A 22,315-nucleotide genomic window follows, 5' to 3' on the forward strand; every position below is an offset into this window, starting at 1 on the left:
AGGTGCAATAATATGCAATTAATAAAACAAAATGACGCCAATAACGCCTAATTGACAACATTAAAAAATAAATCTTATGGTGCATGATATTGAAATGCTAAAGAGATTTTACTCCACTTTTACAGACCGGGTATTCATTTCACGTAAGAACGTCGGCAGGTCTCTCACTTTAGCTGAAAAGATTCTATATGCTCACCTGTTTGACGAAAATCAGGAAACAAGTTATAAACGCGGTGAAGATTATGTAAACTTCCGGCCCGATAGAGTAGCGATGCAGGATGCTACTGCTCAGATGGCGCTATTGCAGTTTATGAATGCAGGAAAAGAGAAATCGGCCGTGCCGGCAACCGTGCATTGCGACCACCTGATTCAGGCATACAAAGGGGCGAGTGAAGATGTTGAAACGGCAAACGTTACAAACCGGGAAGTATACGACTTCCTGCGGGATGTTTCTTCCAAATATGGCATCGGGTTCTGGAAACCGGGTGCGGGAATAATCCATCAGGTGGTACTTGAAAATTACGCTTTCCCCGGAGGAATGATGGTTGGTACCGACTCGCATACGCCAAATGCAGGTGGATTAGGAATGATTGCCATTGGTGTGGGGGGTGCAGATGCTGTGGATGTAATGACTGGGATGGAATGGGAACTGAAAATGCCAAAACTGATTGGGGTGAAGCTGACCGGAAAACTCAGTGGATGGGCTTCTCCTAAGGATGTGATACTGAAACTGGCAGGAATATTGACCGTGAAAGGCGGAACCAATGCCATTATTGAATATTTCGGCGAAGGAGCAACTTCTCTTTCAGCTACCGGAAAAGCGACTATATGCAATATGGGAGCGGAAGTGGGCGCAACAACCTCTTTGTTTGCGTATGATGCTCAGATTTCCGACTATCTTCGTGCAACGGAAAGAGCGGAAATAGCCGATATGGCCGATGCTATTGTTACCGATTTACAGGCAGACCCGGAGGTGTATGCCAATCCGGAAAACTATTTCGATCGGATTATTGAAATTGATCTGTCTGCATTGGAACCCTATATTAACGGCCCGTTTACTCCAGATGCCGCGACTCCGATTTCGGAATTCGCAGCAAAGGTTATTGCCAACGACTATCCGCGGAAGATGGAGGTGGGACTGATTGGTTCATGCACCAACTCTTCCTATCAGGATATCAGTCGGGCGGCCTCAGTGGCGCGTCAAGCTATTGAAAAGAAAATAAAAGCAGAGGCTCCTTTGATTGTGAATCCAGGCTCAGAAAGAGTCTATCAAACTGCACTTCGCGATGGAATGATTGAGACTTTTGAGTCGGTAGGAGGAACCATAATGGCCAATGCTTGTGGTCCTTGTATTGGCCAATGGAAGCGTATAACAGATGATCCGACCCGTAAAAATGCAATCGTAACATCTTTTAATCGGAATTTTGCCAAACGGGCCGACGGCAACCCAAATACCTATGCATTTGTGGCTTCGCCGGAACTGACTATGGCACTGACCATTGCCGGTGACCTCTGTTTCAATCCGATGAAAGACAAGCTGACCAATGCTGATGGTGAGCAAGTGATGCTGGATGAACCAAAAGGAGAGAATCTCCCGATAAAAGGGTTTGCACAAGGAGACAGTGGATATATGGCTCCAGCTGGTGCTGCAACAGAGATAAAAATTGATCCTGCATCCACTCGCTTACAGGCGCTTCAGCCGTTCCCGGCATGGGATGGCAATGAACTGCTGAATATGCCCCTTTTGATTAAAGCACAGGGGAAATGTACAACAGACCACATCTCAATGGCCGGACCGTGGCTACGCTTCCGCGGCCATCTGGAAAATATTTCAGATAACATGTTGATGGGAGCGGTGAATGCTTTTAACGGAAAGACGAACACAGTTTATAACCGCTTGTCCGGAGAATACGGAGCGGTATCAGCCGTGGCAAAGCAGTACAAAACTGAGGGTATTTCTTCAATTGTAGTGGCGGAAGAAAATTACGGAGAAGGTTCTTCTCGTGAACATGCTGCCATGGAACCGCGTTTCTTAAATGTACGCGTGATTCTTGCCAAGAGTTTTGCACGCATTCACGAAACAAACCTGAAAAAACAGGGTATGTTGGCGGTTACTTTTGCCAATAAGGAAGATTATGATCGCATTCAGGAACATGATATTATTTCCATTGTGGGGCTCGGTTCTTTTGCTCCGGGACGCTCATTGATGGCGATTGTGAAGCATGAAGATGGAAAACAGGAGAGCTTTGAAGTGCTGCATACCTACAACCAGCAGCAAATTGGCTGGTTTAGAGCAGGATCGGCATTAAACAGTAAATAGAATTATTAGGTAGAAAAGGTTCAGGATATGAAAATTACGAAAGAAAACGGCCGGCTTATAATACCCGACTGTGTTACCGTACCCTTTATTATGGGAGATGGTGTTGGAGCGGAGATTACTCCTGCTGCACAAGCTATTGTCAATGCAGCAGTAAGAGCTGCATATCAAGGTAAAAAAGAGATTGAATGGATGGAGGTCTTGGCCGGTGAGAAAGCTTTCAATGCTACCGGTTCCTGGTTGCCTGATGAAACCATGCAGATGTTCAAGGATTACTATGTGGGAATAAAAGGTCCGCTAACTACTCCGATAGGCGGTGGAATACGTTCCTTGAATGTGGCGCTCAGGCAGGAACTCGATTTGTATGTTTGTCTGCGTCCGGTGCGTTGGTTCAGCGGAGTTGTTTCTCCAGTAAAGGAACCTCAAAAAGTGAATATGCATATTTTCCGCGAAAATACGGAAGATATCTATGCCGGTATCGAGTGGGAACAGGGTACACCCGAGGCGGAGAAGTTCTATCGTTTTCTTCGCGATGAGATGGGCGTAACCAAAGTGCGTTTCCCGGAAACCTCATCTTTCGGTGTGAAACCGGTTTCAAAAGAAGGAACCGAACGGTTGGTACGTGCAGCTATCCGCTACGCCTTGACCAACAATCTGCCAAGTGTAACACTTGTGCATAAAGGAAATATCATGAAGTTTACCGAAGGGGGATTCAAAAAGTGGGGATATGAACTCGCTGAACGGGAGTTCGGAAACGAATTGCGCGAAGGCAAAATCGTAATCAAAGATGTGATTGCCGATGCTTTTCTGCAAAACACATTACTTATTCCTGAGGAATATTCGGTTATTGCTACCCTGAACTTGAATGGCGACTATATATCTGACCAGCTTGCAGCCATGGTTGGCGGCATTGGTATAGCTCCGGGAGCCAATATAAACTATGACTCGGGACATGCCATTTTTGAGGCAACTCACGGAACGGCTCCGAACATTGCGGGACAGAATTGTGTTAATCCTTCGTCACTACTCTTGTCTGCTGTAATGATGCTTGAGTATTTTGGATGGAACGAAGCTGCCAATCTTATTACATCGGCTATGGAACAAGCTTTTGAAAAAGGTAAGGCAACTCATGATCTGGCTCGTTTCATGCCGGGAGGCATCTCCCTCTCCACAACAGAGTTTCGTGACTTATTAGTTTCTATCATTGAAAAATAAAATCGCACCATTATGAAAAAAGAATATGTTATTTATAAATTGTCAGAGTCGGTTAAGACCACGGCACGGATAGACAACGAACTGTTTACCCTCTATGGCGTAAAGCGTGGCTTACGCAACGAAGATGGTACGGGAGTTTTGGTGGGGCTGACCAAAATTGGTAACGTAGTAGGTTACGAGCGTATACCCGGAGGTGGGCTCGAGCCCATTCCCGGAAAGCTCTTTTACCGCGGACTGGATTTGGATGATATAGCTCATGCCGTAATGAAAGAACATCGTTTCGGCTTTGAAGAAGTAGCTTACTTGTTGCTTTCGGGTAATCTGCCCGATAAAGAAGAGTTGGTTTCATTCAAAGAACTGATTAATGAAAATATGCCCCTGGAACAGAAAATCAAGATGAACATACTTGATTTGGAAGGGAATAATATTATGAATATCCTGGCTCGCAGTGTGCTGGAAATGTATACCTATGATACTAACCCGGATGATACCTCGCGTGATAACCTGATGCGCCAAAGCATTGAACTGATTTCGAAGTTTCCTACGATTATTGCTTATGCCTACAATATATTACGGCATGCCACCTTTGGGCTATCCTTGCACATCCGTCATCCTAAAGAAGAACTTTCAATTGCCGAAAACTTCCTCTATATGCTGAAAAAGAAGTATACTGATCTGGAAGCACGCACGCTCGACTTGCTGCTGATATTACACGCAGAGCATGGTGGTGGTAACAACTCTACCTTCACCGTGAGGGTTACTTCTTCAACCGGAACAGATACCTACTCTTCCATTGCTGCCGGCATTGGCTCGTTGAAAGGTCCGTTGCACGGTGGTGCCAACATTCAGGTAGTGGATATGTTTAATCACCTGAAAGAGAATATTCAGGACTGGACCAACGTGGAAGAAATTGATACATACCTAAATCGGATTCTGAATAAGGAAGCTTATAACAAGAGCGGACTTATTTACGGTATCGGGCATGCGGTTTACACCATCTCCGATCCACGTGCAGTGTTGCTTAAAGAGATGGCGCGCGACCTTGCCAAGGAGAAAGGCAGAGAAGAGGAATTCAATTTTCTTGAACTGCTGGAAGAACGTTCGCTGGAATGCTTCAATAAGTTTAAGGGTGAAGGGGCCAAAAAGGTATGCAGTAACGTTGATTTCTATTCCGGATTTGTATACGAAATGATTGGCTTGCCTTCGGAAATCTATACTCCGTTGTTTGCCATGTCGCGTATTGTGGGATGGACGGCACATCGTATCGAAGAACTGAACTTTGAAGGAAAGCGAATCATTCGTCCTGCTTACAAAAATGTGTTGGATATTCAGGAATATGTACCTTTATCAGATAGGGTTTGATTAACATGGAGAATGTAATAACTCAATGGATAAATGATTTTCTTTGTCTGCTAGGTTTCTCAACCGGTGCGGCAAATACATGGGATCGGTGGGTGACAATAGCTTTAATTGTCGGGGTTGCGTTATTGGCAGATTTTATTTGTCGGATCATATTGCTAAAGGTGGTCAAAAAGCTGGTAACCAAAACCAAGGCAACCTGGGATGATATTATTTTTGATGAAAAGGTAATGACCAAACTGTGCCACATAGTGGCTCCGGTAATGATCTATTTCATGTTTCCTATTGCCTTTCCAAAAAGTTCCGACCTCTATACGCTGGTGCTGAAGATTTCGGAAGTTTATATTATCGCCGTAGTCATGCGGTTTGTGATGGAATTTTGTCAGGCAGTATACTTTGTATATAATGAGAATGAGAAGTATCGCGACCGGCCGCTGAAAGGCTTGTTGCAGACGGCTCAGGTGGTGATATTCTTTATAGGTGGCATTTTGATTTTCAGCGTGCTGTTTGATAAATCGCCCGGGTCGCTGCTGGCAGGATTGGGTGCTTCGGCAGCCATCCTGATGTTGGTTTTCAAAGACAGCATTATGGGCTTTGTATCGGGCATTCAGCTTTCGGCAAACAACATGGTGCGTCCGGGCGATTGGATTACCATGCCTAAATACAACGCCGATGGTACAGTGATCGAAGTTACCCTGAACACCGTGAAAGTGAGGAACTTTGATAATACCATCACCACCTTGCCACCCTATGCACTGATAAGCGACTCTTTTCAGAACTGGCGGGGAATGACAGAGTCGGGAGGACGACGGGTGAAACGGTTTATCAACATAGATATGAACAGTGTGAAGTTCTGCAGCCCCGAAATGCTTGAAAAGTTTCGTCGGATCTCTCTGCTGAGGAGCTACATAGATGAGACGGAAGAACGGTTGAAGGCTTATAATCAGGAGTGTGGTGTGGACGACTCCGTGCTGGTGAATGGCTTTAGACAGACAAACCTGGGTGTGTTCCGGGCCTATCTGGAGTTTTATTTGCGCAGTCTTTCGGGAGTGAATCAGGAGATGACTCTGCTGGTAAGGCATCTGCAGCCTACAGAGAAAGGAATCCCGATGGAACTCTATTTCTTTTCCAGCTCGAAAGAGTGGGCTGTTTATGAAAAGATTCAAGCGGATGTGATGGACCACGTGTTGGCTGTTGTTCCTGAGTTTGACCTCGCCGTGTTCCAGAATCCGACAGGAGCTGATTTCAGGATGTTGAAAAATTAACATAGAGAATATTGTATCTTTAGTAAAGTATTGTACTTTTGCTGTATAATACTTTATTAACCTATACAATGGTGAACTCAAACACAAGTCATATCATTCGTGAAATAACACCCTTATCTGACAAAGACTGTTTTTATATTGCTGAACGTTATAAGAAAGAATTTACCTATCCTATTCACAATCATCAGGAATTTGAACTGAATTTTACTGAAAAGGCATCTGGCGTTAGACGCATAGTAGGAGATTCTGTAGAAGTGATTGGAGACTACGATTTAGTACTGATAACCGGTAAAGACCTGGAGCATGTATGGGAACAACACGAGTGTCATTCTGAACAAATACGGGAAATAACGATTCAATTTTCATCCGATTTGTTCTTTAAAAGTTTTATAAACAAGAATCAATTCGACAGCATCCGAAAAATGTTGGAAGAGGCACAAAAAGGGCTTTCTTTCCCAATGTCTGCCATACTCAAAGTATATCACTTGCTTGACTCCCTGGCTTCCGAGAAAGAAGGGTTCTACGCTGTGATAAACTTTCTAACGATACTCTACGAACTTTCTCTTTGTAATGATGCGCACACCCTTTCCAGTTCTTCTTTTGCTAAGATCAGTGTTCATTCAGACAGTCGTCGCGTTCAAAAGGTACAAGATTATATCAATGAACATTATAAAGAAGAAATCAGGCTTACTCAATTAGCCGACATGGTTGGAATGACGTCGGTCTCTTTCAGCCGTTTTTTTAAACTTCGTACTGGTAAGAATCTCTCAGATTACATAATAGACATTCGTTTAGGGTATTCAATCCGCCTGCTTGTAGACTCAACTCAGTCTGTTGCCGAGATCTGTTATGAGTGTGGCTTCAATAATCTCTCCAATTTTAATCGAATCTTTAAAAAGAAAAAAGGATGTTCTCCCAAAGATTTCCGGGATAATTATCGAAAGAAAAAGATCGTTGTTTAATCATTCCTGATATATTTTTATTGTTCTGTACAAAAGATTGCATTCTTCTGTACAGAACAATTGTTTCTTTTGTACAAAAGAATGCAATCTTTTGTACAAGATCTTATTAATCATTCTCGTGTGGTTAAAATTGTATTATGAAAAGATAAATAATGCGTGGAATTTGCATTTTATAACCTCTAAATTTGTACCCATATTGATAGCTACATATGCTAAATTTTAAACCTTATACTATTATAGTCTATTTTATCTGTAATTCCTCGCTCTTTTTCTATTGCATATAGGAAGAATAATTTGGTGATGGAATTGTTTGTTTTCAAAAGTGGTAGCTTTGGACATTTATGAGAGGGTAAAAATATACTTTAGTTTATATTATAAACATGATTTAATTTTATTTTAATTGGCTAAGATGGTTGCCTTTCTTTTGGTCTAAGGTATTTTTAGGGATTGAACAGTCTTATCAGTCTTTCTACAGAATATCTTTTTCGGCAAAAAGAAATTGATTACAGTGGTGAATCTTTATTGAAAAAACGAATCCCATTTTTTCAACCAATGCAACAATTAAACCTATCAATATAATAATAGTGTTGTCACTTACAGATTGTTAAAATCGTATAACTAATAGATAAAATTATACTTGTTTTGGGGATTGTGGGGTGATACCTTTGTAATATCTTATAAAATAATTTCTATAAATTAATATCTAATAATATGAATAAAAAAACAAAAAAATGGCTGCATTTCATTTTATCCTACAAACTAGTGATATTATGTATGCTTTTTAGCTCTTTCCAAACAGCACATGCTGTTGTTAATCAAAATTCCGATAAAATTACAGTTTCAGGTAACGTAAAAGATGGAAAAGGAGATCCTCTGATTGGAGCTACTATAAAGATAAAAGGTCAGGCAGTTGGTACAATTACTGATTTTGATGGTAAATACCAATTAACCAATGTACCTAGAAATGCAATCCTTGAGTTCTCTTATATAGGAATGGTTGGTAAATCCGTTTCTGTTGGAGGAAATAGAGTAATAAATGTTGTTTTAGACGAGTCATCTGTTCAATTGGATCAAGTTGTTGTTATTGGCTATGGTAGCGTCAAAAAAAGTGATTTGACGGGGTCTGTAGCTTCTATAAAAACAGAAGCTTTAAAAGAGATCCCAGCCAACTCTGTTGAAGGGTTGTTGCAAGGACGTGCTGCAGGGCTTCAGGTTGTTAATTCTTCTCAAGACCCAGGAGCAGGTTCTACACTTCGTATTCGTGGTGGAAGTTCTCTTCGTGGATCAAATTCTCCTTTGGTTGTTGTTGATGGTTTTCCATTAGGAGATGCCGGAGACTTAAAACAAATCAATCCTGCAGATATTGTTAGTATGGAAATACTAAAAGATGCTTCTGCTTCTGCTATTTATGGTTCGCGTGGTGCGAATGGTGTTATTATGATTGTTACAAAGAGGGCTAAAAAGGGAATAACCAGTATAACTGTAAAGCAACAAATTACAGTTTCGGAGTTTACCTCTGACTTAAATTTATGGCGCGACCCGGTATTGATGGCATCACTTAGCAATGAAAGTAGAATCAATGGTGGTTTTACTCCTTTATATGTTGGTGAAAAAAGTTCAACTGGTATTTATTATCCTTCTATCGAAGAACTTCAAACTACATGGAAAACAAATACAAGGTGGGATGATCTTGTATTCAGAAATAAGCCGGTTTCAAACAATACCACTGTGACAGTTTCCAGCTCTAATGAAAAAACGGTCTTTAATTTAAGTGCAAACTATTATACTGATAAAGGTATGTATATTAAAGATGATTATGCGAAAGGTGGTTATAATTTAAGTGTAGATCATAATGTATACGATAACTTTAAAATTAAGTTTTTAAATATTCTTTCTCGAGGAACACGTAATTCTAATGGTGGATTATCATACTGGAGAAATCCTATTTTCCCGGTTTATGATGAAAAAGGAGATTATTACCTAACTAATGCAAATGACTTTGATCACCCAATAGCTATCAGTGACCACAGAATGAATAAAAGTAAAACATTAGATGTTATTTCTTCGGCTGCATTGGAGTGGCAGGTATTACCTTGTTTAAAATTGACTTCTCAACTAAATTATAAATATGGAACATCAGTGAGTGATAGTTATCAACCCAAAATATATACTGAAGGTGGACAATTTAATAATGGACTGGCAAGTATAAATAACTGGGAAGGACATAATTTGGTTTCGGAGAATTTTGCAAATTTCCAAAAGACATTTAATAAACATGACTTTGGAGCAATGCTCGGTTATTCTTATGAATATAATATGTCAAGAAGTTCTGGCTTGGTTGCAAAAGATTTTGTAAATGAGGCTTTGGGAAATGAAAATATGAGTGCTGGTAATCCAGAAAAAAACGAAGTATCAAATGGATATTCTAAAACAAACTTAATATCCGGAATGTTCCGCCTGAATTATGCTTATGCTAATAAGTACCTCATGACATTAACTGCTCGTAGTGACGGTTCTTCTAAATTCGGCGAAAACGACAAATGGGCAATGTTCCCTTCAGGAGCACTCAGCTGGAAAGCTCATGAAGAAGAATTTATTAAGAAATTGAATGTTTTCGATGAGTTGAAAGTACGTTTTAGCTATGGTATTTCGGGTAACCAGGGAATTAGTCCTTATCAAACACTAAGTCGTTACGGCACAGGCAAATATTATGATGATGGTAAATGGGTTACAACAATTGGTCCCGGATATGTTTCCGGATGGACTGGTCCGGGATGGATATACAGAGTATGGAGTGGTATACCAAATCCTGATTTGAAATGGGAAACAACTGCACAGGCAGATTTAGGTATCGATATGGCGTTCTTTAACAGGAGACTAAGATTGACTCTTGATGTTTATGATAAGCAAACCAAAGATTTGTTGCGTGAGCGTAATCTTGCACTTTCTTCCGGTTATGACAAAATGTGGGTAAATGATGGTAAAATACAGAATCGTGGCTTTGAAGTGACAGTCGATGCTGATATTATAAACACGAAAGATTGGAAGTTTGGAGGAACATTAATCTATTCTCTAAACAGAAACAAAGTAAAAAGTTTAGGTAATACATTGGAATCTGGACTAATCACAGACCCTATGACAGGCATGTTATTTGAATATTCAGGAAATAACCTGGAACAATATCGTGATTATACCAATATCTTAGCTATTGGTCAACCGGTAAATGTATTTTATGGATACAAGACAAATGGTATTGTTCAAACACTAGAGGAAGGTCTGAAATCCGGATTATCCGGAGATAACGCAAACCCAGGTGAATACAAATATCTGGATTTAAATAATGACAAACAGATTAACGAAAGTGATAAAACAATTATAGGTAATCCTAATCCTGATTTTATGGCAAGTTTGGCTTTAAATCTTTCATGGAAAAAGTTCGATGCTAGCATTTTCCTAAATGGGGTGTTTGGCCAGGATGTATTAAATACTCAAGCATTTAATCAGCCAAGTAATCAACCATTCCGTTGGACTCCAGATAATCCTACAAACGCATATCCAAGCTTGAGAGAAGGACGTCAGGTTAAAATTTCTGATTGGTGGATTGAAGATGGCTCATTCCTGAGAGTACAAAACCTAAGTTTAGGCTATACGTTTGATCTTCCAAAGAAAACAGTTTTATCAAAAGCGCGTATCTATGTTAACGCTTCCAATCTGTACACCTTCACTAAGTTTAAAGGATATGATCCGGAAGTTGGGTTGAATGGGGTATATGGTGGAGGTTATCCACGCCTTAGAAAATGGACTTTTGGTATTGATTTAACCTTTTAAAAAACATGATAATTATGAAAAATAAAATAAAATTGTTTGCCATTTGTTCAGCTTTAGCTCTTGGCTCATGCAATTTAGATGAAAAGCCTTATGGCTTTTATTCCGAAGATAATTTTTATAAAACCGCAGCCGACGCTGAAGCGGCTCTTACTTATGCTTACGGAACACTTACTTATTTGGAATATTCCAGAACTATTTTTTTCCTTGGAGATATTGCCAGTGAAATAACAACAACTAAGTCGGACGCTAGTGTTGACAATCAGGATTTGAATAACTGGAAAGTAGATAATTTTAAAACAAACGGATCGCTAGAGAACTTTTTTAAGTATGCATTCATCGGAGTAAACAGAGCAAATGCGGTAATTCAAAAGGTTCCCGGTTGTGATTTCAATCAATCTTTGAAAGATCAGTACCTTGGGGAAGCTTATTTTTTGAGGGCATGGAATTATTTTAATCTGGTCCGTAATTTTGGACTTGTTCCTTTACATAATACTGTGACTGGAACCTTAAATCAAACTTCAACTCCTTTAGCACCCAATATGGATGCAATGTATGATCTGATTCTTTCTGATTGTCGTAAAGCAGCTGATTTGTTATCAGTTTATGATGCACCGAGAATTGGACGTGCAGACAAAGTTGCTGCTCAGTCACTTGCTGCTAAAGCTTACTTGTACGTTGCATCTGCAAAAGAACACAATGTGCCTTTATACAAAGACATGAAACGTGATTTTAATGCAATGTATGACAGTGCCGCTTATTATTCAGGAGAAGTAATCAATAAACAATCGGTTTATAAGTTTGAGAACTCTTTATTGGATATCTATGATGTTGAAAAGCCAAGAGGTTCTGAACACATATTTATTATGGCGATGGATCGATCAGGCTCAACTGAAGGTGAATATTCCAAGATTTCAAAGATGTTTATCCCCTATATTGACGGAGCTACACTTTACCTGAAACAAGGTGATTCAAATACATATATACCAACACATGACGGTTGGGGAGAATATCGTACAGAAATTAACTTCTACAATAGTTATGATCCTAACGATAAACGGAAAACAGATCTTATCGTCAGCAAAGTATACAATGCAAATGGTACATTGAAAGCCGAATATCCAAGTAAGATACCGTACCCTTTCTGTCGGAAGTTTATAGATCCAAAATTTGATGCTGATAAAACAAGCACTCGGCCATTCTTAATCAGATTTTCTGATGTAGCATTAATTTATGCAGAAGCAGCTGGACCCACTAGTAAATCTTATGAACTAGTAAACTTTATTCGCCACAGAGCCAATTTAGGCGATTTGAAACCAAATCTCGATAAAAATGATTTTAGAAAAGAGATTTTTAAAGAACGTACTTTTGAATTAGCCTTTGAAGGTGACCATATGTATGATCTTCGCCGTTGGAACCGCATAACTAAAGATGTTCCCGAGGCAGCAGGATTGAGTGAGGATAAAGTCACTTTCTATCCAATACCTCAGGCTGAAATTAATTTGAACGGAAGTCTTAGATAAATTAAATTAGATAATTATATGAAAATAGTAAAATATATATTAATTGCAGTTGTGGCATTGGCACAACTATCATGTGTGAAAGATCCATTGGAGGATGTAAAAGATGGAGGATGGAATCATGAAAGGTCAATTCTAAATATTAAATTTGAAAATCAAGTTGGAACTGCTACTATTGAAAATATTGATGCTACTACAGGTCAGATAACAGTAGCCATAAATGTGACTGCAATTCCCGATTTGTCAAGTGTCAAGCTAAATAAATTAGAGACATCTTATCAAGCAACTTCATCTGTTGTGGTAGGTGAAGCGATGAATTTTGAGAATAATTCAAGAACTGCTTCATTAACCGTGACGTCAGCTACTGGTGAAAAACGTGATTATACAATTCATGCAACTGAATTCACTGAATCTCTGGTTGGAACTTGGAAAGTGAATAAATTAACTATTTTTGGTGGTACTGGTCCCGAATATGGTGGTGGAGCTGTAATGCAACTTATTGACAAACCATGGTGTTGGTCTAGTAATTTTGGTCCGGATAAAGAGTGTGACAACTCTCTGACATTTACAATGACTGGAATTTCAGATGACGGAAATACAAGCGGTAAATGTGTTAATAATGCCGGAGCAGATGGTAAATATGCCGATTTTATATTTGTTGGAAGTATGAACAAAGATAATCCTGGAGTAGATCTGGATTTAAAAAAATATTATCGTCAAATACCTGAAGGAGAAAGTACATGGGTACGAAATTATGCGGCTGGGACAATTACTTTCACCGATGCTAATGGAAGAGTTACCACAGGCTCATTAGTTGGACCTGGAACTGAAAATTTGGGTAATGGTCTGTCGATGACTATTTCTAACAATGCTTTTGCATTCAATATTAATGGTACGGATGATTGGAAAAACATATATAGTGACTATGATAAGTTTGCAAAGAAAGTACGCAGATACTGGATTTCTGTTACAAAGTCCTGATCCTGTGTAAATTCAGAAGCTATAATTAGATTATGAAGCAATTCATAATCTAATTATATGCTGATATGCTTCTAAAATATGGTTACGATTTATCTATCCTTGTTAAGTAAATGCTTTTAATAATCGTATATTAACCTAGGAATGGATAGCGCATAAGTACAATTATTCTTTTGTCTAGTTTTCTGGAACTACTGCTGTATATGTTATGGCTGCATAGAAATTTGATTATGAAATTAAAAGAAGCAGCCAAGCAATGACGTGTAGCTCAAAGAGTACGTACATGAAGTTTTACTATTATATGGGTGTTCTGAAAAGCTTGCTCTAATAATTTAATGAGATCTGCTTAATCTTTGGCATGTCAAATTTTAATCTAATATTAATATGATACCCGTTTTATGAGTATCGCAACTCTATATTTACACATGAAAAAAGCATATGTATTATTATTGATGCTTACCTTATTCTCTGTTTCTTGTATAAAAGGAAATCCATCTGATATTCCGACTGAAGGAGAAACAAATCCACCATCAACTATTAAGCTTAGTATGGTAGACAAAAATGCCACTACTCAAACAAAAGCATTGTATTCTCAATTATGGGCAATACAATCTAAAGGCTTTATGTTTGGTCACCACGATGATCTTTGGTATGGACGCAAATGGTACAATAAACCTGAAGGGTCTGATACGAAGGATGTCTGCGGAGATTATCCTGCTGTATTTGGTGTTGACTTTGCTGAAATAATGGATGATAGATGTCTTACGTCAACTTCCCAAGCAGAGAATGCAATTCGTAAACGGTGTATATTGGAAGCTCGAAGTAGAGGAGAAGTGATTCTTGCATGTTGTCATTTGAATAATCCATTGACAGATGGTGATGCATGGGATAACTCAAATAATAAAGTAGTAAAAGAAATTCTGACAGAAGGAAGTGCTACCAATATTCGTTTTAAAACCTGGTTGGATAGACTGGCTATATTTGCTGCTGAATTAAAAGATGATAAAGGTAATTTGATCCCGATTATTTTCCGTCCATTCCACGAACATACACAAACATGGTCATGGTGGGGACAATCGTGCACAACTAAAGAAGAATTTATTGGCTTGTGGAAATTTACTGTTAATTATTTGCGCGATACGAAAGGTGTCCATCAATTTATATATGCCATTTCTCCACAAATGGATGTTCCAAAGACAAAAGATGATTTTCTGTTCCGTTGGCCGGGCGATGATTATGTAGACTTTATAGGAATGGATTGTTATCACGGGTTGAATCCAAGCACATTTACTACTAATTTGAATGCAATTTCGACAGTTTCTAAAGAAAAAATGAAACCTTGTGGAGTTACCGAAACAGGAGTCGAAGGCTTTAAAGATAGTGATTATTGGACAAAGCAGATTTTAACTCCGGCTACTGGACAGGCTGTCAGCATGATTGTAATGTGGCGAAACAAGTATGATCCTCAAGAGACTGGAACTCATTATTATTCTGTATTTCAGGGTCATCCATCAGTGTCTAACTTTATAAAAATGTATAATAGCCCTATATCTTTATTTAGTAAAGATCTTCCGGATATGTATAAAATGGCAGATGGTATAACAATTAATTAGGGGTATTTATTGATAAAATAATAGATAAATATAAGTCAGGTATTTAGATCTCCTTTACATCAAAAGCGAATGATATTAAGTTTGAGCCAAAAGAAAAAATTAGATATTCCATTAGATAGCCTGTTTATATGCATGTATTACAGTGAAATAAAAATCTATTTATGAATTAGATGCCATTATGGCTAAATTGTTTACAATTTTACCAAGATTTATGTTTAACAATAAAATATGTCGTAATTTGAAAACCGATGCATCATTTAAGTCGCTGTAAAATGTTATTTTTCAGTGAACCTTAAATAATATTACTAAATTAACTGTTTATGAAAAAAAATATTGCTTCTTTTTTTGTATTATTTCTAATAACGCAAATTGCTTCAGCTAATTTTAATAAAGTCACCGTAATTATGGGGAAATTTGCTCTGTATGAAAAGGTAGAAATCAATGTTAATCTTACTGAAAACTGGCAGAACCCATATTTGCAGGAAGACATTGCTTTGGATATGGAGATTATCTCTCCTTCAGGAAGGATGATGTTATTACCTTGTTTTTATGTTTCGGGTGAAAGTGGTAAAGAATCGTTGTGGAAAGCTCGTTTTACTCCACAGGAGTTAGGAAAATATCAATATAAATTCGTAATCACAAAAAATAAGCATCTTGCGTATTCTACGGGTTATAAAAAAATAGCGATCATCTCTTCCGGCTCTAAAAATGGCTTTCTTCATGCGAATGACAAATGGACTTTCCGTTTTGACGATGGAAAACCATTTCGTGGAATAGGTGAGAACATTTGTTGGGAATCACGAGACAGCGATGACTCTAAATTTTTCAAGGAATTAAATCAGAAGTCAAAATTTAATTATGAGTATATGTTACCAACTTTGGCAACCAATGGAGGTAATTTTTTTCGGACTTGGATGTGTTCTTGGAATCTCCCTATTGATTTTAAAAATGGGTTTAATAATAATCGTTACCAATCCTCAGATGAATACTATAATCCCAGTGCATTAATAAAAATGGATCGATTGATGGAACTCAATGATTCATTACATTTGTATATGATGCTCACTTTGGGTCCGGGCGCCTACAATAAGCGCGAAGGCGGATTGGTTGATTCGGCTGCAGATTTTTTTGTGAAACAAGAAGCCAAACAACGATATAAAAACAGATTAAGATACATAGTAGCTCGTTGGGGATATAGCACAAGTATTGCTGCTTGGGAGTTTTTTAACGAAGTTGATAATGTACAATTCGGTGACCCTGGTCATGCCATTAATGGTGCCGATATTGTTGCCTGGCATGATGAAATGAGCCGGTACCTTAAATCAATCGATCCTTATAATCATATATGCACCACAAGTATTTCTCACCGTGACATTGATGGCTTAAATTCTTTGAAGTGCATTGATGTAAATCAAAAACATATTTATCGTAATACATCTATTATCCCTGTCGAGATTAACAGATATGTGGAGAAATTTGATAAACCTTATGTTATTGGTGAATTTGGCTATGAGTGGGATTGGAGTAAAAACTTCAATGACTTTGCCGAAAGTATGGATATGGATTTTCGTCGTGGTTTATGGTACGGACTTTTTTCACCTACACCTATATTACCCATGAGTTGGTGGTGGGAGTTTTTTGATAGTCGCAACATGCAATCTTATTTAAAAGGCGTTCGTCAAATTAGTGATATGATGCTGGCCGCTGGAGATGGTTCGTTTCAACATGTTCCTGTTAATGCCGGGAACTGTCAGGCTTTTGGTGTGAAATGTGGATCAACTTTTTTTGTTTATCTATTAAACGCCAATTTGGATCCAGCTTCTGTAATAGTGAATATTCAAACGAAGATAGATGGCAACTATTCCATACAATCGTTCGATCCAAAAACTCTTATTTACAAGGATGTAAAAGTTCACTCTTCTTCAGAGAATGGATTAAAAATAAATGATTTATATCTCGAATCCCTTCGAGAGCAGGTCATAATCATTACTCCTTCTAAAAAATAGAAATAGAGTTTCAAAGGTGAGTTTGCAACTACTCAATATCCTTAATAATTAGCCAGAAGTTATTGACCACAACATTTGATCATAAAAGGATTTTGCTTTTTTTCGCTATGTGGATTGTAGAGTGATGTTGGAAAAAAGTTTTAGTCCTTTTTTATGATCGAAAAAGTAAACCAATCTTCTGTATTTACTTTTTCTGGCCTGATAACTCTTTTGGAGATGTTGCTTTCAATTGTTCCTTGCATTATGCTAAAATACTAGATAATTGTCAGAAAAGTATCATTCATGGAAAAAATAATATTACTCTATTGCTAATAAAAGGACTACATTTGTTCTGTAAAATAATAATAATGTCATGAGAAAGATTTGTCTTATTGTTTTGTTGCTCATTTCATGTAAAAGCAGCTATTCACAAACTAATTACTATACAAGAGGTATCGGTGTTTATCCGGGTAATCCACAAGAAAATTTTTCACCTAAATTGGTTCCGGATAATGAACACTATCGGAATGTTGCAAAATTAAAGAGTGCATATCACTCCTCGAGTTACGATTATAACCTCACAGCTCAGTTAATTACAGATGGTACAATTACTGATAAGCAGCCACCGTATATTAATGTATCAACCCCAAAGGGTGATTTACCTAAAAATGAGCGAGAATGGCTTTTTGATAGAGGCCCTTATTCAGAATGCAATATAAGTGGCGACAATGTTTACTTGCAATTAGCATTAAATGACTGCCATACATTGATTAATAAAATAATCATCAATGGTAGAGTTTCGTTTAACCAACAGAGAAATAATGGCTATGAGATTGTTTGTTATGGTTCTAATGATAAAAAGAATTGGAAAGAACTAGGTAAGAACAAAGGGAATGAATTTATAGGAAAAGAGCAGGCGCAGGCCGATTCTCCAGGAAAGAAATTAACCAGGCATTTTAACCAGACAATCACTTTCAATAAGACTGTAGATTACATCTATTACAAAATAGCTCTAAAGATGGCAGGTGCTCAAGAATGGAAAATTAGTGCTTGGGATTTTTATTGTAATGATAAGCAGGTGTTGATAACCCCATCTAAGTACTTTAATAGCACATGGATGAGTGCCGGTAATAGTAATGAATGGGTATATGTGGATTTTGGCGCTCCTGCCGAGTTTGATAAGGTTAAGCTTTATTGGGTAAACAAAGCCATAAAAGGAAAAATTCAGATATCTGATGATGCAGATAACTGGAAAACAATTGCCAATCTTCCTGGTGGAAGATTTAAAACGGATGAAATTTCCGTAAGTAAAACAAAGGCTCGTTATGTGCGTGTGACAATGGATAAGTCAGCTGACGGGAATCAATTTGTACTAAGTGAACTTGAGGTTTATGGTAAAGGAGGATTAGTGGCAGAACCTAAATCTCAACCCACAGCTACTAACCAGCATGTGTTCCTCAGCGGTGGAAACTGGCAACTACAACGAGCTTCGAATGTAAAAGGAAATGGTACTGAAATATCAAAAATAGAATACGAACCATCGGACTGGATCAGAGCAACCGTGCCTGGCACAGTCTTGTCAAGCTATTTTAATGTAGGTGCACTGCCAAATTCTAATTATGCTGATAATCAGATGCAGATTTCTGAGTCTTTCTTCAATTCTAATTTCTGGTATCGTGATGAATTTGAAATACCTGCTAACTACAAAAACGGACGTATTTTCCTAAACTTTGATGGCATAAACTGGAAAGCAAACATCTTTGTGAATGGCCAAACCGTAGGACGTATTGATGGCGCTTTTATGCGTGGCAAATTTGATGTCACTGATGTTGTAAAACCAGGACAAAAGAATGTAGTTGCTGTTGAAATTATTAAGAATGATAATATAGGTGCGATAAAAGAAAAGTCAGCGATGAACCCTGACAAGAATGGGGGGATTTTAGGAGCAGATAATCCAACTTTCCATGCTTCGATAGGTTGGGACTGGATTCCTACTGTTCGTGGTAGAAATATTGGTATTTGGAATGATGTGTACCTCTCTCATACAGGTGATGTTACTATTGAGAACCCATTTGTTCGCACAGAATTGGCATTGCCGGATACAACCTCAGCAAAGATATTTATTGAACTGACATTGAAAAATCACAAAAACGAACAGGTTAATGGTAAACTTGCTGGTAAGTTCGGTGATATTACTTTAGAGCAAGAAGTCAGCTTGGCACCTCAGGAAACGAAAGTAATTAAATTGGATCCATCAAACTGTGCTGCGTTGAAACTTCAGAATCCTAAATTATGGTGGCCTAAAGGATATGGCCCGCAGTATCTCTACGATTCCAGCTTCTCTTTTAATATTGATGGAGCTGTATCTGATAAGAAAGAGTTCAAAACAGGTATCCGCCAGATGACATTTGATGATAGTAATAACGTTTTGAAACTTTACGTCAATGGCCGCCGATTCATAGGCCGTGGTGGAAACTGGGGATTTAGTGAATCAAATTTAAACTACCGTGCACGTGAATATGATATTGCAGTTGCATATCACGCGGATATGAACTTTACGATGATTCGCAACTGGGTAGGGCAAGTGGGCGACGAAGAATTTTACGAAGCCTGTGACCGTTATGGCATCATGATTTGGCAAGATTTCTGGTTGGCAAATCCAGCTGATGGTCCTGATCCAGATAATGCTGAGATGTTTATGGCCAATGCAGAAGATTATTTAAAACGCATTCGCAATCACTCATCAATTGCTCTTTATGTAGGACGCAATGAAGGTAACCCACCCGAAGTTATTGATAATGCTCTTCGAAAAATGATACCTCAGGTTCATCCGGGAATTCATTATATCCCCAACTCTGCAGATGGCGTTGTTAGCGGTGGCGGTCCATACAGAGCATTACCGGTTGAGGAGTATTTTACAATGAAAAGTGGCATTGACAAATTTCACAGCGAACGTGGTATGCCTAATGTTATGAACTATGAAAGTCTGTTGCTCACCTTTGGGAAAAATAACGTTTGGCCCCAGAACAGCCAATGGGGATTTCATGATTACACATTAGAAGGAGCACAACAATGCGCAACATTCAATGATATGATTGCTAAAGGGTTCGGTAATATGAACGATGCAAAACAATTTGCTGAAAAGGCTCAATGGATTAATTACAATGGTTATAGAGGTATGTTCGAGGGACGTAACAAATATCGTAAGGGATTGCTCTTATGGATGAGTCATCCTTGCTGGCCGTCAATGGTATGGCAAACGTACGATTACTTTTTGGAACCGACCGCTGCCTACTATGGATGTAAGAAAGCTTGTGAACCACTTCATATTCAATGGAATCCTAGCACGAACAACATTGAAGTTGTAAACTATAGTGCAGGCACTCATGCTGATCTCACCGCAAAAGCAGAGATTCGTAATATGGATGGTAGTATTCAATGGACCAAAGAAACAAAACTTAGCAGCAATGAAGATACCACTGAAAAGTGCTTTATGCTTGAATTTCCTCAAAACCTATCGGCAACCCACTTTATCAAACTAAGTTTGATTGAAAATAATCAAGTTGTTTCGGATAATTTCTATTTGAGAGGTGCAGAAGATGGTAATTTTCAAGCAATAAATCAATTACCGAAAGTAGAGTTGAAAAGCAGCACCAATGTTAAGAAAGTGAATGGAGAATGGATTATGACCACAATTTTGAAAAATGATTCGGCTACACCAGCTTTAATGATTCGACTTAAAGTTGTTGGTAAAAAGAGTGGAGAACGTATTCTTCCTATATTCTACAGTGACAATTATATATCATTGATGCCTGGCGAAAATAAAGTTATTACAATGAGATTCTCTGATGCGGATACACGAGGGGAAGAACCTATCGTCGTTTTTTAAATAAGTGATTATGTCCTGTGGTAAAAAAATATCCTTTGGCATATCTGCTTGTACGGAGAGATGGTTGTGAGAATAAATATCACTATAATGCTCCATGTCAGGAACAGATATCAAGAAAAGATTTTAAATCATTTTTTTTAATGCCTCAGACTCTTTTTTGTAAGGATTTAAATAATATGTTAAAGAAATAATTTGCATGAATAAATTTGATGAAAAGGTAGATAAACTTCTGAAAGATCAAGAAGCTTTACTTGTACTTAAAAATGAGAAAATACCTAATGGTAATGGCCTGTTTACTCGTTATAAATACCCCATACTAACAGCTGAACATACTCCCGTAACCTGGAGATATGATTTAGATGAACGCTCTAACCCATACCTGATGGAAAGGATTGGAATGAACGCAGTCCTGAATTCGGGCGCAATCAAATGGAATGGGAAATATATCCTTCTGGCCAGGGTAGAGGGAGTTGATAGAAAATCGTTTTTTGCAGTGGCCGAGAGTAACAATGGAATAGATAATTTCCGCTTTTGGGATTTTCCCTTGACTATTCCCGATACAGAGAACCCTGCTACAAACATCTATGATATGCGTCTCACCTCTCACGAAGATGGATGGATTTATGGCATATTTTGTGCCGAGCGACTTGATCCGAATGCTCCGGCAGGTGATCTATCTACGGCTACGGCAACTGCCGGAATTGCCCGAACAAAAGATTTGATAAACTGGGAACGGCTGCCCGACTTAAAATCCAGAAGTCAGCAACGTAACGTAGTGCTTCATCCTGAGTTTGTCAACGGGAAATATGCACTTTATACCCGCCCCCAAGATGGTTTTATTGATGCCGGAAGCGGCGGGGGTATTGGCTGGGCTTTGATTGATGATATTACCAAAGCTGAAATTAAAGAAGAAAAGATTATTGATCATCGTTACTATCACACGATTAAAGAAGTGAAGAACGGAGAAGGCCCTCATCCAATTAAAACGCCCCAAGGATGGCTCCATCTAGCTCACGGAGTAAGAGGATGCGCTGCCGGTTTGCGTTATGTTCTTTATCTGTATATGACCGATCTGAAAGATCCTTCAAAACTGATTGCGGCTCCTGGAGGATATTTTATGGCTCCAGTAGGAATAGAGCGGATAGGAGATGTATCGAATGTGCTTTTCAGTAACGGATGGATTGCTGACGATGACGGAACTGTGTACATCTATTATGCCTCTTCCGATACCCGGATGCACGTGGCAACCTCAACCATTGAAAAGTTGGTGGATTATTGCATGAATACTCCGGAAGATGGATTTACAACAACAAAATCAGTTGAAACTTTGAAGAAACAGATTGAGAAAAATCTTAGTTTGCTGGCAAATAAATAACTCTTTGTATCG

At 38.5% G+C, this 22,315-nt stretch carries 12 protein-coding genes; all 12 read left to right on the top strand.

Annotated features, from left to right (window positions below):
- Positions 1-76 precede the first annotated feature (76 nt).
- The 12 genes from ABWU87_RS00285 (at position 77) to ABWU87_RS00340 (ending at position 22,303) form a co-directional block, all read left to right on the top strand.
- Positions 77-2,320, top strand: coding sequence for an aconitate hydratase (locus tag ABWU87_RS00285; protein WP_353332164.1), 2,244 nt, complete (start codon positions 77-79; stop codon positions 2,318-2,320).
- 27 nt (positions 2,321-2,347) lie between these two features.
- Entirely contained in the window at positions 2,348-3,532 is a 1,185-nt protein-coding gene (icd, locus tag ABWU87_RS00290; RefSeq protein WP_353332166.1) for an NADP-dependent isocitrate dehydrogenase, read from the top strand.
- 12 nt (positions 3,533-3,544) lie between these two features.
- On the top strand, positions 3,545-4,894 hold the full coding sequence (locus tag ABWU87_RS00295) for a citrate/2-methylcitrate synthase (protein ID WP_353332168.1): 1,350 nt from the start codon (positions 3,545-3,547) through the stop codon (positions 4,892-4,894).
- A 5-nt stretch (positions 4,895-4,899) separates the two neighbouring features.
- Positions 4,900-6,156 (top strand): mechanosensitive ion channel family protein, encoded by a 1,257-nt coding sequence (locus tag ABWU87_RS00300; RefSeq protein WP_353332170.1) that lies wholly within the window; start codon positions 4,900-4,902, stop codon positions 6,154-6,156.
- A 68-nt stretch (positions 6,157-6,224) separates the two neighbouring features.
- The gene (locus ABWU87_RS00305) at positions 6,225-7,118 is read left to right on the top strand and encodes an AraC family transcriptional regulator (RefSeq protein ID WP_353332172.1); all 894 of its coding nucleotides are present in this window, start codon (positions 6,225-6,227) and stop codon (positions 7,116-7,118) included.
- Between the two features lie 711 nt (positions 7,119-7,829).
- Positions 7,830-10,946 carry a SusC/RagA family TonB-linked outer membrane protein gene (locus tag ABWU87_RS00310; RefSeq protein WP_353332174.1) on the top strand — a complete coding sequence of 1,039 codons (3,117 nt, stop codon included), beginning with the start codon at positions 7,830-7,832 and terminating at the stop codon, positions 10,944-10,946.
- Between the two features lie 14 nt (positions 10,947-10,960).
- On the top strand, positions 10,961-12,466 hold the full coding sequence (locus ABWU87_RS00315) for a RagB/SusD family nutrient uptake outer membrane protein (protein ID WP_353332176.1): 1,506 nt from the start codon (positions 10,961-10,963) through the stop codon (positions 12,464-12,466).
- Between the two features lie 18 nt (positions 12,467-12,484).
- Complete coding sequence (locus ABWU87_RS00320) at positions 12,485-13,444, top strand: hypothetical protein (protein ID WP_353332178.1); 960 nt, start codon at positions 12,485-12,487, stop codon at positions 13,442-13,444.
- A 422-nt stretch (positions 13,445-13,866) separates the two neighbouring features.
- Positions 13,867-15,054: a glycoside hydrolase family 26 protein gene (locus tag ABWU87_RS00325; RefSeq protein WP_434533895.1), complete on the top strand. Its 1,188-nt coding sequence runs from the start codon at positions 13,867-13,869 to the stop codon at positions 15,052-15,054.
- A 320-nt stretch (positions 15,055-15,374) separates the two neighbouring features.
- The gene (locus tag ABWU87_RS00330) at positions 15,375-17,060 is read left to right on the top strand and encodes a DUF5060 domain-containing protein (protein ID WP_353332180.1); all 1,686 of its coding nucleotides are present in this window, start codon (positions 15,375-15,377) and stop codon (positions 17,058-17,060) included.
- Between the two features lie 352 nt (positions 17,061-17,412).
- Positions 17,413-20,928: a glycosyl hydrolase 2 galactose-binding domain-containing protein gene (locus ABWU87_RS00335; protein WP_353332182.1), complete on the top strand. Its 3,516-nt coding sequence runs from the start codon at positions 17,413-17,415 to the stop codon at positions 20,926-20,928.
- A gap of 196 nt (positions 20,929-21,124) precedes the next feature.
- A complete protein-coding gene (locus ABWU87_RS00340) occupies positions 21,125-22,303 on the top strand; it encodes a glycoside hydrolase family 130 protein (protein WP_353332183.1) in 1,179 nt (392 codons plus the stop codon).
- The last annotated feature ends 12 nt before the right edge of the window (positions 22,304-22,315 follow it).

Source organism: Bacteroides sedimenti (genome assembly GCF_040365225.1).
Lineage (GTDB): Bacteria > Bacteroidota > Bacteroidia > Bacteroidales > Bacteroidaceae > Bacteroides > Bacteroides sedimenti.

Excerpts from the sequence above, each read along its gene's own strand:
- ABWU87_RS00285 (WP_353332164.1), top strand. The coding sequence starts at position 77 with ATGGTGCATGATATTGAAATGCTAAAGAGATTTTACTCCACTTTTACA.
- icd (WP_353332166.1), top strand. The coding sequence starts at position 2,348 with ATGAAAATTACGAAAGAAAACGGCCGGCTTATAATACCCGACTGTGTT.
- ABWU87_RS00295 (WP_353332168.1), top strand. The coding sequence starts at position 3,545 with ATGAAAAAAGAATATGTTATTTATAAATTGTCAGAGTCGGTTAAGACC.
- ABWU87_RS00300 (WP_353332170.1), top strand. The coding sequence starts at position 4,900 with ATGGAGAATGTAATAACTCAATGGATAAATGATTTTCTTTGTCTGCTA.
- ABWU87_RS00305 (WP_353332172.1), top strand. The coding sequence starts at position 6,225 with ATGGTGAACTCAAACACAAGTCATATCATTCGTGAAATAACACCCTTA.
- ABWU87_RS00310 (WP_353332174.1), top strand. The coding sequence starts at position 7,830 with ATGAATAAAAAAACAAAAAAATGGCTGCATTTCATTTTATCCTACAAA.
- ABWU87_RS00315 (WP_353332176.1), top strand. The coding sequence starts at position 10,961 with ATGAAAAATAAAATAAAATTGTTTGCCATTTGTTCAGCTTTAGCTCTT.
- ABWU87_RS00320 (WP_353332178.1), top strand. The coding sequence starts at position 12,485 with ATGAAAATAGTAAAATATATATTAATTGCAGTTGTGGCATTGGCACAA.
- ABWU87_RS00325 (WP_434533895.1), top strand. The coding sequence starts at position 13,867 with ATGAAAAAAGCATATGTATTATTATTGATGCTTACCTTATTCTCTGTT.
- ABWU87_RS00330 (WP_353332180.1), top strand. The coding sequence starts at position 15,375 with ATGAAAAAAAATATTGCTTCTTTTTTTGTATTATTTCTAATAACGCAA.
- ABWU87_RS00335 (WP_353332182.1), top strand. The coding sequence starts at position 17,413 with ATGAGAAAGATTTGTCTTATTGTTTTGTTGCTCATTTCATGTAAAAGC.
- ABWU87_RS00340 (WP_353332183.1), top strand. The coding sequence starts at position 21,125 with ATGAATAAATTTGATGAAAAGGTAGATAAACTTCTGAAAGATCAAGAA.